We start from the raw sequence: 14,875 nt of genomic DNA on the forward strand, positions 1-14,875 counted from the left end.
GCCCGTCCCACGGCTCCCGTCAGCCGCGGGGCGCTTCGGGCCGGGCGCCGCACGTCGCGCACAGCGCCAGACCGGACACGAAGAGTGCCAGCGCGACGGCCCAGGCACCCGGCTGGGGTCCCGACTGCAGAGCCCAGGCCAGCACTGTCTCCTTTCTCACACCGGGCGAGGAGGCCGCGAGGTAGACCGCGCTGAAGTACAGCGTCGTCGGCATCCAGCTCGCCCGGGCGCCGAACAGCACCGCTCCGGCCGCCGTGAGACCGACCGCGCCCAGCGTGTTGCGGACCATGGCCGCAGCGCCGAACACCTCGGCGTGCCCGGGCACCGCGAGGGCGAGCACCAGGGCCGCGAACGCGCTGAGGAGCAGCAGGTGGGCCAGTCGCCGCGGCCACCAGGGACGGACCGCGGTGTCGTCCAGGTCCCGCGTGTACGCGTGCAGGCTCACGCCGATCGCGGCTGACGCCAGCAGCGGGGCCAGGGAGAGCAGCGGGACCCTGCGGTACGGGTCCAGATAGGTGTCCGGGTGGCTCGCCGCACCCAGGGTGAGCGCCGCGGTGGCCGCCAGGACGGCCGCGGTGACGCCCAGGGCGCGGGACCGGGCGTAGAGGGCGAGGGGGTGGAGCCGGTTCGGGGCGTTCACAGGGACGGCACCTCACTCGCGGCCGGGTCACAGCTCCGGGCCGACGCGAAGTAGCGGCCGAGCCAGCCGCGGCGCTCCTCGCCGGTCATGGCCGAGAGGCGCGCGTACGCCTCGTCCTCGGCCCGCAGGGAAGCGAGTTCCCGCTCGTCGCCGGACTCCCGGGCCCGCTGTTCGGAATCCTCGCGCATGCGGTCGGCCGGACCGTAGGGCGCCAGCCAGCGCACCACGGCCGTGTCCGCCACCCGGACCCGCCGCGCCGAGGGCACCCTCTCGCAGTCATGGCGCACGAGTGCCTGCGCGGCCTCCCGCGCGTACCGCTCCGGATCGGCGACCTTCCCGCGTACGGCGCTCCAGCCGAACGGCGTGAGCATCGGAAGCTCCGCCTCCCGGGCGCGCGGCCGCCGGTCGAGGTCCTCGAAGCGGACCGGCAGGTTCTGCACGCCCGCCAGCCGGCCGGTGAGTCCCGACAGGGCGTCGGTCACCTCCGGCAGCAGACCCGGATGCGTGGCGTTGACGCACACCTGCGGCGCGATGGAGGTGTCGCACACCTGCCGGCGGGCCGCCGGGTTGTCGCGCAGCAGGTTGTCCCCCGTCTGGACCAGCAGGACGGCGGCACCCAGTGCGGCCGCGAGCGGCAGCAGCGCGCCGGCGCGGCGCCGCGCGGTGTGGGCCAGGACCGCGGCGGCGGCGAGCCCGCACACCCACAGCGCCGAGACCAACGGGTACCACCAGAGCGGCAGGCTGCGGTCGCCGTCGCCCGCCACCAGGGCGAACGCGAGGTGGCGCAGGTCCGAATGCGAGGTGCCGAGGGTGCCGACGAGGACGTACCCGCAGACCGCGAGCGCCGGCGCGGTCAGCCGCCAGGGCAGCACCCGCCCGGCCACCTGGCCGAGCAGAGTGCACGCGGCGATCGACACGGCGGCCCCCACGAGGACCGCCGTGGCCGGCGCTCCCGCCGAAGCGTAGGGCGCGCACGCCAGCAGCGCACCCGCCGCCACCGCCCCGTAGGCGGCGGCCAGCCAGCAGGCGAGCGGCAGCGCGGCCGTCAGCAACTGGGCCAGGGGTCCGCGAGCGGTGGAGGCACGCAGCTCCGCCGTGCCCAGCCGTCGCTCCCGGCCGCCCTGCCAGGCACCCGCGGCCAGCGCGAAGGGCGCCCCGATCATCCCCGCCGCGGAGCTCAGCTCGTTGGTGGTCTCGCCCCAACTGCCCTGCCAATGGGACCCGGTGGCGGCCAGCGGCCACGCCAGCGCGACGAGCAGCGCGGCCCCCGCCCAGGGGGCGAAGCCGCGCAGGAACTCGGTGCGCAGCGGGTGGCGCCGCGGGGGAGCGGGCGGGCGCGCGGCCCCACGGGGCGGGGGAGCGGCGGCCGTGCGGGGTGCGGGAGCGGCGGCCGCGGGGTCCTTCTCCGGCTGGGTCCGTACGCTCATCGGCCGGCCTCCGCGGGGGTGCCGGCGCGGTGGGCGCGCAGGGCCGCCGTGTAGCCGCGTTCGATGGCGTTGCCGTCGGACGGGTGGCCGTCCGCGCCGAGCCCGGCCAGCGACCCCGGGGTGCCCCGGTACGCGATCCGCCCGGCCTCGATCAGTGTGACGTCCGTGCAGGCGGCGGCCACGTCCTCCACCAGGTGGGTGGAGACGATGACGGTGGCCGTCCGTCCCAGCTCCCGCAGCAGCGCACGGAACTCCACGCGCTGTTCGGGGTCCAGGCCCGCCGTGGGCTCGTCGAGCAGCAGGATGCGGGGGTCGTTCACGATGGCCTGCGCGATGCCGACCCGGCGGACCATCCCGCCGGACAGCGTTCTGACCTTGGCGTCGATCCGGTCGGCGAGCCCGACCCGGGTCACCGCGCGCTCGACCGCGGCCGGGGTGGCGGCGGCCGGCATCTCCTTCAGCCAGGCCACGTACGCCGTGAACTCCCGCACGGTGAATCCCGGGTAGTACCCGAACTCCTGCGGCAGATAACCGAGTTCACGGCGGATCCCGGCACGCTCCCGGTGCCGGCCGAGGTCGCCGCCGAGCATCTCCACGCGGCCCGCGGCGGGCTCCGCGACGGTCGCGAGGACGCGGATCAGGGAGGTCTTGCCGGCGCCGTTCGGACCGAGCAGTCCGTGGACGCCGGGACCGAAGTCGAGGTCCACGGCGTCCAGCGCGGTGGTCCTGCGGTGGCGGACGGTCAGGCCGCGGACCCGGACCGAGAGGGCGCCGTCCCGGCCGCCAGTATCGGGGGAGGCGGGAAGCGGCGGGGGAGAAGTGGTTCCGGACGGGTTCACATCGTCTCCAGACGGTCGTACGCGGTGCGGCGCGCGGCGAGGACCAGGGCGCAGAGCACTGCCGCCGCCCCCCAGGCCATCTGCGGTGAGGCGCCGGTGAAGTAGAGGGAGAGCTGGTGCGTGAGCCGGGCCGTCGGACCGGCACCGGTGTCCGCCAGGACGGGCGCCGCGAGCGCCAGCAGCCAGCCGGCGCCGACGACCGCCGAGGCGTTGCGGCAGCCCACGTATCCGGACAGCGCCAGCGTGGCCAGCGTCAGCGCGAGCCCGGGCAGCAGCCAGGCGGCCGCCGCCGGGACCCGCGGCAGCGGGGGGCCGCCCGCCGGGAGCAGCAGCCCGGCCGCCGTCAGCAGCGGAACGCTCACCGCGAGGACGGCGGCCGTCCGGGTCAGCACCAGCCGCAGCCCGCCGGAGGGCGAGGCCGCGGCGATCTCGTGCAGGGGGTCGGCGTGCCGCCCGTACGAGAGGGCGACCCCGGCCACGGGGACGACGGGAGCCACCGCCAGCAGCAGCGGGCGCACGCCGTCGAACCCGCCGCCGTACGCCAGGACGAGCGCCCCCACGGCCACCAGCAGCACCGCCGCGCTCCAGGCCCCGCGCAGCGCCGGCCCGGCGGCCCACAGCACGCGTCCGAGCCGCCCCCCGCCGGCCCGGGCCCGCACGGACGCCCGCCACGGAGGCGGGGACGGCGGGGCCGCGACGGGCCTGGGCGAGGGGGACCGCGCCGGGACGGACGCGGGCGGGCGGGCCGCCTGGAGGACCGCGACCCGGACCTCCGCCAGCACCGTCCCCGCCGCGCCCTCCCGGGCCGCCCGCGAGGCCCGCACGGCGCAGCCGGTGCAGCCCTCCAGGTGCTTCTCCAGGGACCAGGCGTCCGTCTCCGGCAGGGAGCCGTCCGTGTACCGGGTGATCAGATCGTCGGGTGCGTGCCAGCCGGTCATGCCGGACCTCCCAGCGCGGACGGGCCCAGCGACGGGGCCACGGACGGACTCAGATGGGCGAGGGCCGCGCGGAGCTCGGCGCGGGCACGCATGGCGCGGGTCTTGACCGTGCCCTCGGGGATGCCGAGGAGCCGCGCCGTCTCCCGGGTCGTCAGGCCGTCGACCACCGTGGCCCGCAGCACGTCGCGCAGTTCGGGAGAGATACGGTCGAGCGCCGCGCCCACGTCCCCGTACTCCAGGCCCGCCAGCACCCGCTCCTCGGCGGAGGCCGCCGGCACCGCCGGCTCGTACTCCACCCGCGCGGCGCGCTCCTGGACCCGGCGGGCGTCCACGAGGCGCCGCGCGGCGATCGTCCACAGCCAGCCGCCGGCCTCCTCGCCGCGGTGCGCGGCCGCCGACCGCCACACCGTCACGAAGGTGTCCTGGAGCACCTCCCGCACGACCTCGGGGTCCGGGCACCGCCGGGTCAGCCGCGTGTGCAGCCATCCCGCGTGCCGGTCGTACAGCGCGGCCATCGCCGCCGAGTCCCCGTCCGCGACGGCCCGCAGCAGCGCCGCGTCCGTGGCGTCCTCCCGGTGGCCCCCCATGGGGCGGAACAGTCTCACACCCCCTCTATCGACCAGCGCCGCACGCACGGTTCACCACGCGGCACGCCGGTTCCGGGCGGGTGCCGCCTCAGTCGGCCACGCGGTACGCCTCGACCGACCAGAGCGAGTAGCCGTACTTCGTGCCCCGCTCCACCCCCTGGACGCGCACGAAGCGGACGCCCCGTTCGTCCATGCGCAGCGACTCCCGGCCGCCCCGCCCGTCGTTCACCGCCGACGCGGTACGCCAGGTACGGCCGTCCGCGGAGACCTGGATCCGGTACGCGGCGGCGTACGCGTCCTGCCAGCGCAGCACCACGCGCCCCAGGCGCACCGGCCCGGGCAGCTCCATCTGCCACCAGGCCCCGTCCCGCGCGGGCGAGGACCAACGGGTCCCCGGGTCCCCGTCGTTGGCCGCCGACGCGGGGAAGTCCGGTGTCTCGTCCGCCGAGGAGGACGCCTTCGCGCCGCGGCCGAGGTCGGGTCCCGCGGTGCGGGGGAACGCGCGGACCGTGAGCGTGCGGCGGGCGTCGCCGAAACCGATCGTGACCTCGTACGACCCCGCGGGTGTGCCGGCCGGGACGGTCACGTCGAGGGCGACGTCGAGCTCCGTGCCGCGCCGCAGGAGCGTCGTCGCCGGGACGCGCGCGCGCACGCCCTTCGGCGCCTCGACCGTGAGCTTCCCGCGGACGTCGGAGGGGCGCAGGGAGGCCAGCCGCACCGGCACGGTACCGGTGCCGCCGATCGCCACATCCGTCTCCGTACGCCCCAACTCCAATTCCACCGCGGGGGAGTCGGCGAACCACGGCACGAGGTGCCGTACCTGCGAGGGCCGCGGACCGGTCACGCGCAGGGCGTCCGCGCGCACCCGCGAGGCGATCTCCGTGGCCCCGCCGGGGGCGAGGTCGCCGAGCCGCCGCCAGCCCTCGCCGGGGACGTGCGCCTCCACGGACCCGGCCGTCCCGGGGTCGCCGAGCACGGTGACCGCGGCGAGCGGCCGTGCCCGCGGCAGGCGGACGACGCGGTCGCCGTCCGCCGGACCGTGGTCCGCCGCCCGCTCGCGGCCGAGGCCCGCCCACGTCTCGTACGCCCGCTGCGCCCGCTTCAGGAACGGGTCGAGCACGCCCTTGCCCACCGTGACCCGGCTCGCCGCCAGTTCGGTACGCAGTCGGCCGAGGGCACGGTAGGCCTGCCAGGCCGCCGTCGCGTCGCCGTCCGTCTGGGCGTCCAGCATGGCGACTGCCGTCTCGCCCGCCTTGCCGTATCGCGCCAACTGCTCGCTCCAGGGCCTCACTTCGGAGGCCAGCGAACTGCCCGGCAGGTGCTCGGGGGTCTCGCGCAGCACCGCGAACGCGGCCCGCACGCGCCGCGACGCCGTCTGGGCCGCCGCGCGGTCCGGCGTCGTCCGGGCCCGCCGGTACGCCTCCAGCAGCGGGCGCAGATACGCCGACTCGTCGCCGCCCAGCACCGACGACGCGTCGTTCGCCGCCAGCGCGTCCAGCGCCCGCCGGCCCCGCGCGTCACCGGCCGCGAGATCGTCGATCGCGGCCCGCCAGGAGTCCTGCGGGCGGTAGTCCCGGGGGTTCCAGGCGTAGTCGGCCGCGGTGAAGAGCGGGATGCGGGAGGCCTCCGGCTGCTGCATCGCGTTGGCGAGCAGGCCCGCCGAACCCGTGGCCACCGCGGGCTCGCGGCCCCGGTACGGGCCGAGGAAGATCCGGTCCTGTGCGTAGTCGTTGACCGGGTAGTTGTCCATCGTGACCAGCGGATGCCCGAACACGTCCCGTGCGGAGGCCAGTTCACGCCCCGTAATGGTCCGCGGCACGACACCGACACCCGTCCACGCGACCTCGATCCCGTCGTCCAGCGCGGCGGCCAGTGCCCGCCGGTAGGCGGTCGGACCGTCCTGGTAGTACTCCGTCGGCATGAGCGACAACACCGCCGCGTCCGGGTGGAGTTCGGCCAACCTCCGGGCCACGGCGTTCGCCACCCGGGCCTGGGCGCGGGCCGCCGGTTCCGGCCCCGAGCCGAACTCCTCGGCGTCCGCCCCGCAGTGCCACTCGCTGTAACTGACGTCCTGGAACTGAAGCTGGAACGCACGGAAGCCCAGCCCCCACATGGCGTCGAGCTTGCGCGTCAGGGCCGCCACGTCGGCGTCCGAGGAGAAGCACATCGCCTGCCCCGGAGCCACCGCCCAGGCCGGAGTGACGTGGTCGCGGGCCGCCCGGTCCGTCAGCTCCCGGAAATCGGCGCGCTGCCGCGCCGGGTACGGCTCGCGCCAGCGCGCCTGGCGGTAGAGGTCGTCGCCGGGCGCGTACAGATAGCGGTTCTGTTTGGTGCGTCCCATGAAGTCCAGCTGTTCCAGGCGCTGCTGCCGGGTCCACGGCGTGCCGTAGAACCCCTCGGTCGTGCCCCGGACGGCAGTCCCCGGCCAGTCGCGGACCACGACGCCCGGCACGCGCCCGTCGCCGGTCAGCTGACGGAGCGTCTGCACCGCGTGGAACAGGCCGTCCTCGCCCGCTCCGGCGAGGGCGACGGTGGCGCGGCCCCCGACCCGGCCGACGGCCAGCCGGTAGCCGCCGGACGGGAGATCGGCGCGGGGCGGGGCGCCGAGGGCGGCGAGCGCCCGGTCCAGCGGGGTGGCGTGGCGGACACCGAGGGCGTGGGCGCCGTCGGCCGCGGCGCTCCCGGCGTGCCCGCCGAAGGGGGACCCGCCGTCGGCGGTGCCGTGACCCCGGTGCGCGTCGGCACCGGATGTGCGGTGACTCCGGTCGGCGTCGGTGCCGGCGGTGCCGTGATTCCGGCCGGCGTCGGTGCCGGATGCGCCGCTGCCGGTGCCGCGCGCCGGCTCCACGCCCGCGCGCACCACCAGGCTTCCCGCGCGCAGCACGTCCGCGGGGAGCGGATCGCCGTCGCGCACCGTCGTGACCTTCCGCGCGCCCGCTTTCCACAGCAGCGCCCGCAACGCGTCCACGGCGTACGGATCGGCAGCCGCGTCGGCGACCAGAACCACCTGGTCCGTGACCCTGACGGCGGAACCGCCCGCACGCAGGGACTGCGGACGCGGCCAGACCGCCGGCAGCGCGTCCGCTCCCGATGCGTCCGCCCTCGGTGCGTCCGCGGCGGTGACGGACGCCGGGGCCGCTACGGCACCGGGCGCCACGCCCAGCGCACCCGCCGCCAGGACGAACGCGAGCACGGCGGCACCCTGGCCCCGGCCGACCGGTACGCCCGTCCGCCCGCGCCGAACCCGCCCGGACCCCTGATCACGCCGAAGCTGTACGGCTCCCATCCCGCGCCGGAGCTGCAACAGCCCTCCCTCGTCGCTCGCATCACCCCCGTACGGCTCGTCCGGGGCGGCATCGAGCCCATCACTCAGGCGGTCGCAGTGTCAACGGAGAGTGCCGAGGTGCCGGATGCGCCCCACCCGCCGCATCCACCGCACCTGCCCCGTGCGTCCCGTGCGGCAGCGCTCCGCCATCACCCGACCGTGTTCTGGTGGCATGGCCGCCCCTGGAACAGAATGTGACCAAGGACACCTTCGGCGTGCGTCCACGTCTGCGGCCGCGCTCATTGGGTAGGGCTGCGAGAACCCGCGTCCAGCCGTACGACGAAAAGGAGACCCTCGTGGCCGCTTCGGCGCACCTTCTGCTCTCGGCCCTCTCCAAACCCTCGGCGGAGTCCTCCGCCGATTCCCGCGACACCGGCCTCCCTCCGAAGCAACGCGGAGGACGCCCCACCCGGGTCCCCGAATGGGACACGCTCGGATACCCCCCGCTGTTCCCCCCGGAGGAGAACAGCACCGCCGAGGGATCCTGGGGCGAGACACCGCTGACCAGTGAACCCCCGCTGCCCGACGCCGAACCCCTGACCAGCGAACCGCCGCTCTCCGACACCGCACCGCTGACCAGCGAGCCGACCTCGACCGGCGCCGCCGCGGGGGTCTAGATGGCGCCGCCCCCGTCGGCCGGACCCGCCGAGCAGCCGCCGTCCCGCCCCGTGGCCGCCGAGTCCGCCGGGACACCGCTGTCCCACCCCGCGCCGGCCCCGTCGGCCGAGTCCACCGGGACACCGCTGGCGCGGCTCGCCGCCCTGCACGGCGTCGCCACCGCCTACAGCCCGTCCCCCGGCCGCTCGGTCCCCGCCTCGGACACCGCGGTCACCGCGGCCCTGGCGGCCCTCGGCATCGACGCGAGCACCCCGCAGGCCGTCGCCGAAGCCCTCGCCCGGCGGGACCGGGAACTGCGCGAGCGCCTGCTGCCGCCGACGGTGGTCTCCTGGGGAGGCGCGGTACCCGCCGCGCTCGCCGGACTGCCGGACGGCACCCGGCTGCGCATCGACACCGAGGAGGGCGACACCCACACCTCGGCCGCGGACCTCCCGCCCGGCGTCCACGCGCTGCACGCCACCGCCCCCGACGGCCGCACCGCCGACGCCCACCTCGTGGCGGCGCCCGCCCGGCTGCCCGCCGCGCCAGGACGCACCTACGGCCTCCTCGTCCAGCTCTACTCCCTGCTCTCCCAACGCTCCTGGGGCATGGGCGACCTGGGCGACCTGGGCGAACTGACCGCCTGGGCGGGGCGCGCACTCGGCGCCGGCTTCGTGCAGCTCAACCCACTGCACGCCGCCGTACCGGGCACGCCCACCGACCCGTCCCCCTACCGGCCCTCCTCCCGCCGCTTCCCCGACCCCGTGCACCTGCGCGTCGAGGACGTCCCCGAATTCGCGTACGCCGCCGAACGCGACCGGCTCGACGCGCTGAGCCGGCGCGCCGGGGAGTTGCGCGACGCCGTCCTGAACAAGGGCGCGCTGATCGACCGCGACGCCGTGTGGGACCTCAAGCGGCAGGCACTCGAACACGTCGGCACCGTGCCGCTCGGCCCCGGACGCCGCGCCGCCTACGAGGACTTCCTGGCCCGCGGCGGTACCGCCCTGGAGGACCACGCCACCTGGTACGCGCTCGCCGAGGTGCACGGCTCCGACTGGCACCTGTGGCCCGCCGGTCTGCGTGACCCCCGCTCGGCCGAGACCGCCCGGGCCCGCGTCGAACTGGCGGCCCGCGTCGGCTTCCACACCCGCCTCGCCTGGCTCACCGACGCCCAGCTGACCGCCGCCCAGCGCAGCGCGCGCGACGCCGGCATGCCGGTCGGGCTCGTCCACGACCTCGCGGTCGGCGTCCACCCCGGCGGCGCCGACGCCTGGGCGCAGCAGGAGTACTTCGCCGCCGGGACCACCGTCGGCGCCCCGCCGGACGCCTTCAACGCCCTGGGCCAGGACTGGGGCCTGCCGCCCTGGCGCCCCGACCGGCTGGCCGAGTCCGGCTACGCCCCCTACCGCAGTCTCCTGCGGGCCCTCTTCCGCTACGCGGGCGCCCTGCGCATCGACCACGTCATGGGCCTGTTCCGGCTCTGGTGGATCCCGCAGGGCCAGGCGCCCACCGACGGCACCTACGTCCGCTACGACGCCGAGGCCATGCTCGCCGTCCTGGTACTGGAGGCCTCACGGGCGGGGGCCCTGGTGATCGGCGAGGACCTCGGCACCGTGGAGCCGGGAGTGCGCGAGGCGCTGCAGGAGCGCGGCGTGCTCGGCACCTCCGTGCTCTGGTTCGAGCGGGACTGGACCGGTGACGGACTGCCGCTGCCCCCCGAACGCTGGCGCGCCGACTGCCTGGCCACCGCCACCACGCACGACCTCCCCTCCACCGCGGCCCGCCTGACCGGCGAGCACGTGGAACTCCGCGACAGCCTGGGCCTGTTGACCCGGCCACTGGAGGAGGAGCGCTCCGAGGCGGCCGCGGACACCGCGGAGTGGCTGGCACTCCTGGCCCGGCTCGGGCTGCTGCCGGGGGCGGGCCCGTCCCCCGGCGAAGGCCTCTCGTCGGCCTCCGAGGAGGACGAGATCCGGGCCGTGCACCGGTTCCTGCTGCGCACCCCGGCCCGCATGGTCGGCGTCTGGCTGCCGGACACCGTGGGCGACCGCCGCCCGCAGAACCTGCCCGGCACCTGGGACCAGTACCCGAACTGGCGCCTGCCCGTCGCCGACGCCGAGGGCCGCCCCGTCACGCTGGAGGAACTGGCCCGGTCCCCGCGCCTGCACGCCCTCCTGGACGTACTGCGACCGCCCGCGGGAGCCCGGGTACCCGGCACCGCGCCCGGCGACCGACCGCCCCCGGGAGGTGACTTGCCCTCCGGCGGCCCGTCCGCCCACACCGTGGACGGCTCGGTGCGTCCGGGCGGGTGATTCCTTCGTACGGCACCCCGGGCGCGCGCCGCGCGCGGGCGTTCGCTACGTTTGCACCGTGGACAAGAAGAACGCCCTGCGCGCCGGCGCCCTGGCTGCCGGTACGACGCTGATGATGCTGCTCATGTCGTCCCCCGCGCTCGCGCTCACCCGCGACGACGGTGACGACCCCGGCCAGGGCCTGAGCGTGATCGACACGCTGGGCCTCTTCGTCGCGGCGCCGATCGTGCTGTTCCTGGTCATCGCCGGCCTCGTGATGGTCCTCGACAAGTCCGACAGGCAGCCGAAGCAGGGCTGACGCCCGGTCCGTCCGGTCGGCGGTCCCGCGGGCCGAGCCCGCTCGCCCCGGCCCGCTGTCCGGCACAGGTCGCGTCGATCCCGCAGGTCCCGTCGGACCGGCCCGGGCCCCGGCGCCGTCCGCTTCCGCACTCTTCCTCGTCGAGGGAGTCCGCACCCACGTGGTGTGCGGACTCCCTCGACGCGTTTTCCGGCGCGCTGGACGCGGGCGCGCTCGCCCTCGCGGAGTGCCGGTCTGCCCGCGGGCGGTGCGCTCAGGGTGTGTCCACGTCGTCCCGGCTCACCTTCGTCACGGCCGGCTCCCCGGATGCGGGGCCGTGAGGTAGCGCTGGAGCGTCGGCGCCAGCCACGCCACGACCTCCTCGCGGTGCAGTGCGACCGCCGGGGGCAGCCGCAGCACGTAGCGCGTGAGCGCCATCCCGAGCACCTGTGAGGCGCTGAGCGCGGCCCGCGCCCCCGCCTGCTCGGGGTCCGGGCACACCCGCCGCGCCACCGGCAGCAACTGCTCCCGGAAGACCGCCTGGATCCGCTCCGCGCCCGCCTGGTTGGTCACGCCGACCCGGAGCATCGCGGTGAGCGCCTCGTTCTCCTCCCAGAGGTCGAGGAAGTGGCTCACCAGGAACCGCCCCACATCCTCCGGCCGGAGCTCAGCGGGGTCGGGCAGCCGCAGATCGACGTCGAGCACCGCGACGAACAACCCCTCCTTCGAGCCGTAGTACCGCATGACCATGGACGGATCGATCCGGGCGTCCTTGGCGATCGCGCGGATCGTGGCGCGCTCGTACCCGTCCGCCGCGAACCGCTCGCGAGCCGCCGAGAGGATCGCGGTGCGCGTGGCGTCGGAGCGGCGGGCGGACGGGGTGGACGGGGCGGAAGAGGCGGACGGGGTGGGGGGTGCCGGGGGCGCGGTCGGCGCCGAGGGGGCGCTCGTCGACGGAGAGGCGGGGGGTGTCGGCGGGGGCGGGGCCGCGGGGCCGTGGTCGGTCATGCCAACAAACGTAGGCCAACGTGTGTTGACAGTCCAGTGGGCCGCTCCTATGGTGGCAAACGAGCGTTGGCCCACAGGTGTTGGCCTACAGGTGTTGGCCAGCGGGCGTTGGCTTACGGGTGTTGCGGGGCGTTCGGCGTCAGGCGCCCGGCGCGGTCATCGGGCGTTGGCCATCGTGCGTGGGTCAACCTCGGTAGGTCACCACTCGTAGGCCAACACCTGTAGGGCCAGCACTCGTAGGCCAGCAAGCGTTGGCATCAGGGAGGTCGCGATGAACGGCAAGGCCCGCAGGCGCAACCAATCGTCCCGCACACCTCAAGCGCCTCACGCGCCTCACGCACCTCAAAAAACTCAAGTGCCCCGAGCGCCCCGAGCGCCCCACGCACCCCGAGACGTGATCGTCGTCGGATCGGGCCCCACCGGCCTCCTGCTGGCCGGCGACCTCGCCGCGGCCGGCATTCCGGTCACCCTCGTCGAGAAGCGCCCGGGCGGGATCAGCAACCTCTCCCGCGCCTTCGTCCTGCACGCCCGCACGCTGGAGCAGCTCGACGCCCGCGGTCTCGCCGACGAGTTGGAGGCCAAGGGGGAGACGCTCGACCGCATCCGCCTCTTCGGCCGGCTGACCGTTCCGCTGGACACACTGCCCTCCCGTTTCAACCACCTGCTCGTGCTGCCGCAGTACGAGGTGGAGAGGGTGCTGGAGCGGCGGGCCGTCGAGGCGGGGGTGCGTTTCGTCCACGAGACGGAGGTGACCGGACTGAGCCAGGACGCGGACGGCGTGACGCTCGAAGTCCGCCATCCCGAGGGCGAGTTGGACGTGATGCGGGCCGGTTACGTGGTCGGCGCGGACGGCCTGCACAGCGCGGTGCGCAAGGCGATCGGGCTGCCCTTCCCGGGCAGGTCGGTCATCCGTTCCGTGGTCCTCGCGGATGTACGACTGGCCGAGCCGCCGGAGCAGTTGCTGACCACCGACGCCGTCGGTGACGCCTTCGCCTTCATCGCGCCCTTCGGTGACGGCTACTACCGGGTGATCGGCTGGCACCGCCGGCGCGACGTCCCCGACCACACGCCGGTCGAACTCGACGAGGTCGAGGACATCGTCCGGCTCGCCCTCGGCCGGGACTACGGCATGCACGACGCACGCTGGATGTCCCGGTTCCACAGTGACGAACGCCAGGCTCCCGCTTACCGCGTGGGACGGGCCTTCCTCGCCGGGGACGCCGCGCACGTGCACACGCCGGCCGGCGGACAGGGCATGAACACCGGTCTCCAGGACGCGGCGAACCTCGCCTGGAAGCTGGCCGCCGTCCTGGACGGGCGCGCCGACGCCGCCCTGCTCGACACCTACCAGGCCGAGCGGCACCCGGTCGGTGCGTCCGTGCTGCGCAGCAGCGGCGGCATGGTCCGGCTGGCGATGGCCAAGCGGCCCTGGGAGCTTGCCTTCCGCGCCGCGCTCACCACCTTCCTCGACCGTGTCCGGCCCGCCCGGGACCGGATGATCGGCCGGATCACCGGCATCGGATACGCCTATCCGGCGCCGCGCGGCTCCCACCCGCTGGTCGGCAGGCGGGCCCCGGACGTCGCTCTGGAGAGCGGCCGTCTCTACGAGGCGCTGCGGGGCGGGCGGTTCGTGCTGGTCGCGCCGGAGCCGTTCGAGGCGGGGGAGTTCGAGGGGCGGGTGGCGGTGGAGCGTTGGGCGAGCGGCCGGCGTACGACGGTGCTGGTCCGGCCGGACGGGTACGTCGCCTGGGCAGCGGAGGCCGAGGGAGCCGACGAGGCTGTGGACAGGGCGACGGTGGAGCGGGCGCTGACCGAGGCCGGCGCGATCGGCGCACCGTCGGCAGCCCCGCGGTGATCTCCGGTCCGCCGGTCCGCCGGTCTGCCGGGACGTCGCGCCGGTGCCCGGCGGTGGATGCGGGACGGTACGGAGGCGTGGCGTCCCGGCGGTGACGGTACGAAGGCGGAGGTCGCCCGCATCGGCCGGGCGCGGTCGTCCTCGGTGGCGGTGTGGAGGTGTGGCGTCCCGGCGGTGAGGGTGCGGAGGCGGAGGCCGCCCGCATCGGCCGGGCGCGGTCGTCCTCGGTGGCGGTACGGAGGCGTGGCGTCCCGGCGGTGAGGGTGCGGAGGTCGCCGCGCGCTGGGCGTGCCCGGCCGGTCCGCCGCCCCACTCTGCCCAGGCCCGCCGGTCCGCCGCCTCACTCTGCGCAGGCCCGGCCGGTCCTCCGCCCCACTCCGCGCAGGCCCGGCCGGTCCTCCGTGACGGTCCGGTTCCCGGGCCGTCAGGCGGTCGTGCCCGCCAGCAACCTGCGCAGCAGATCGGCCAGTTGACCCGCCTGCTCCGGGTTCAGGGCGTCGAGCGCCTCGGTCTGGACGGCGAGGCCCGCGCCGACCGCCTCGTCGATGAGGCGGAACCCCTCGTCCGTGAGCGTGACCTGCAGCCCGCGCCGGTCGTGCGGATCGGGCGACCTGCGCAGCAGCCCCGCCCGCTCCAGCTTGTCGAGGCGGCCGGTCATCCCGCCGGTGGTGAGCATGAGGGTGGCCGAGAGCTGACGGGGCGAGAGGGTGTACGGCTTCCCCGAGCGGCGCAGTGTGGCGAGGACGTCGAACTCGCCCCGGGAGATCCCGAACCGCGTGTACGCCTTCTCCATGCGGTCGCCCATCGTCCGGGAGAGACGGAAGATGCGCCCGAAGACCTCCATCGCGGCGGTGTCGAGATCGGGACGCACGGCGGCCCACTGCTCGACGATGGCGTCGACGGCGTCCTGGGTCGGTGGGTTTCCGGTCATGCGCCGAGTATCGGTCCGCCCATCGGTCGGTCGCAAGAAAGTGGCTTGACGTTCAGTAGCTTAGTACTAAGCTAATGACTGCTGACCTACTTACTCCGAGTGCCGTACCGGCATCGGCCCAGCGACGGAGGGCTCCGCC

At 75.7% G+C, this 14,875-nt stretch carries 12 protein-coding genes; 4 read left to right on the forward strand and 8 right to left on the reverse strand.

Annotation, left to right across the window (positions count from 1 at the left end; genetic code table 11):
* Window positions 1-19: 19 nt before the first annotated feature.
* From ACZ4NT_RS00500 to ACZ4NT_RS00525, 6 genes are all read right to left on the reverse strand, one after another.
* Complete coding sequence (locus tag ACZ4NT_RS00500; protein WP_121403025.1) at window positions 20-640, reverse strand: hypothetical protein; 621 nt, start codon at window positions 638-640, stop codon at window positions 20-22.
* Complete coding sequence (locus ACZ4NT_RS00505) at window positions 637-2,067, reverse strand: hypothetical protein (protein WP_467722443.1); 1,431 nt, start codon at window positions 2,065-2,067, stop codon at window positions 637-639. The genes ACZ4NT_RS00500 and ACZ4NT_RS00505 overlap by 4 nt, the downstream gene beginning before the upstream one ends.
* Window positions 2,064-2,813, reverse strand: coding sequence for an ABC transporter ATP-binding protein (locus ACZ4NT_RS00510; RefSeq protein WP_467722870.1), 750 nt, complete (start codon window positions 2,811-2,813; stop codon window positions 2,064-2,066). The genes ACZ4NT_RS00505 and ACZ4NT_RS00510 overlap by 4 nt, the downstream gene beginning before the upstream one ends.
* Window positions 2,814-2,902: 89 nt before the next feature.
* Window positions 2,903-3,844 (reverse strand): zf-HC2 domain-containing protein, encoded by a 942-nt coding sequence (locus ACZ4NT_RS00515; protein WP_467722445.1) that lies wholly within the window; start codon window positions 3,842-3,844, stop codon window positions 2,903-2,905.
* Window positions 3,841-4,431 (reverse strand): RNA polymerase sigma factor, encoded by a 591-nt coding sequence (locus tag ACZ4NT_RS00520; protein ID WP_121403028.1) that lies wholly within the window; start codon window positions 4,429-4,431, stop codon window positions 3,841-3,843. Before ACZ4NT_RS00520 ends, ACZ4NT_RS00515 begins: the two co-directional genes overlap by 4 nt.
* A gap of 88 nt (window positions 4,432-4,519) precedes the next feature.
* Window positions 4,520-7,624, reverse strand: a complete 3,105-nt coding sequence (locus ACZ4NT_RS00525) for a beta-N-acetylglucosaminidase domain-containing protein (protein WP_467722447.1) — start codon at window positions 7,622-7,624, stop codon at window positions 4,520-4,522.
* 428 nt (window positions 7,625-8,052) lie between these two features.
* On the opposite strand from ACZ4NT_RS00525, the gene ACZ4NT_RS00530 reads away from it, so the two are divergent.
* Genes ACZ4NT_RS00530 through ACZ4NT_RS00540 form a run of 3 tightly spaced genes read left to right on the forward strand, consistent with a single transcriptional unit; the run spans window position 8,053 to window position 10,963 of the window.
* Entirely contained in the window at window positions 8,053-8,373 is a 321-nt protein-coding gene (locus tag ACZ4NT_RS00530; protein WP_121403030.1) for a hypothetical protein, read from the forward strand.
* Window positions 8,374-10,665, forward strand: coding sequence for a 4-alpha-glucanotransferase (malQ, locus tag ACZ4NT_RS00535; protein WP_467722449.1), 2,292 nt, complete (start codon window positions 8,374-8,376; stop codon window positions 10,663-10,665).
* A 58-nt stretch (window positions 10,666-10,723) separates the two neighbouring features.
* A complete protein-coding gene (locus ACZ4NT_RS00540) occupies window positions 10,724-10,963 on the forward strand; it encodes a hypothetical protein (RefSeq protein WP_121403032.1) in 240 nt (79 codons plus the stop codon).
* Window positions 10,964-11,251: 288 nt separating this feature from the next.
* On the opposite strand, the gene ACZ4NT_RS00545 is transcribed toward ACZ4NT_RS00540, so the two are convergent.
* Window positions 11,252-11,950: a TetR/AcrR family transcriptional regulator gene (locus ACZ4NT_RS00545; RefSeq protein WP_467722451.1), complete on the reverse strand. Its 699-nt coding sequence runs from the start codon at window positions 11,948-11,950 to the stop codon at window positions 11,252-11,254.
* Window positions 11,951-12,221: 271 nt separating this feature from the next.
* On the opposite strand from ACZ4NT_RS00545, the gene ACZ4NT_RS00550 reads away from it, so the two are divergent.
* The gene (locus tag ACZ4NT_RS00550; protein WP_467722453.1) at window positions 12,222-13,805 is read left to right on the forward strand and encodes an FAD-dependent monooxygenase; all 1,584 of its coding nucleotides are present in this window, start codon (window positions 12,222-12,224) and stop codon (window positions 13,803-13,805) included.
* A 424-nt stretch (window positions 13,806-14,229) separates the two neighbouring features.
* Here the strand turns inward: ACZ4NT_RS00550 and ACZ4NT_RS00555 are convergent, their stop codons facing one another.
* A complete protein-coding gene (locus ACZ4NT_RS00555) occupies window positions 14,230-14,736 on the reverse strand; it encodes a MarR family winged helix-turn-helix transcriptional regulator (protein WP_467722455.1) in 507 nt (168 codons plus the stop codon).
* Window positions 14,737-14,875 lie beyond the last annotated feature (139 nt).

The organism is Streptomyces sp. NPDC026417, from assembly GCF_055567695.1.

Coding starts and splice junctions, on each gene's coding strand:
- ACZ4NT_RS00505 (WP_467722443.1), bottom strand. CDS start 2,067: ATGAGCGTACGGACCCAGCCGGAGAAGGACCCCGCGGCCGCCGCTCCC.
- ACZ4NT_RS00515 (WP_467722445.1), bottom strand. CDS start 3,844: ATGACCGGCTGGCACGCACCCGACGATCTGATCACCCGGTACACGGAC.
- ACZ4NT_RS00520 (WP_121403028.1), bottom strand. CDS start 4,431: ATGGGGGGCCACCGGGAGGACGCCACGGACGCGGCGCTGCTGCGGGCC.
- malQ (WP_467722449.1), top strand. CDS start 8,374: ATGGCGCCGCCCCCGTCGGCCGGACCCGCCGAGCAGCCGCCGTCCCGC.
- ACZ4NT_RS00545 (WP_467722451.1), bottom strand. CDS start 11,950: ATGACCGACCACGGCCCCGCGGCCCCGCCCCCGCCGACACCCCCCGCC.
- ACZ4NT_RS00550 (WP_467722453.1), top strand. CDS start 12,222: ATGAACGGCAAGGCCCGCAGGCGCAACCAATCGTCCCGCACACCTCAA.
- ACZ4NT_RS00555 (WP_467722455.1), bottom strand. CDS start 14,736: ATGACCGGAAACCCACCGACCCAGGACGCCGTCGACGCCATCGTCGAG.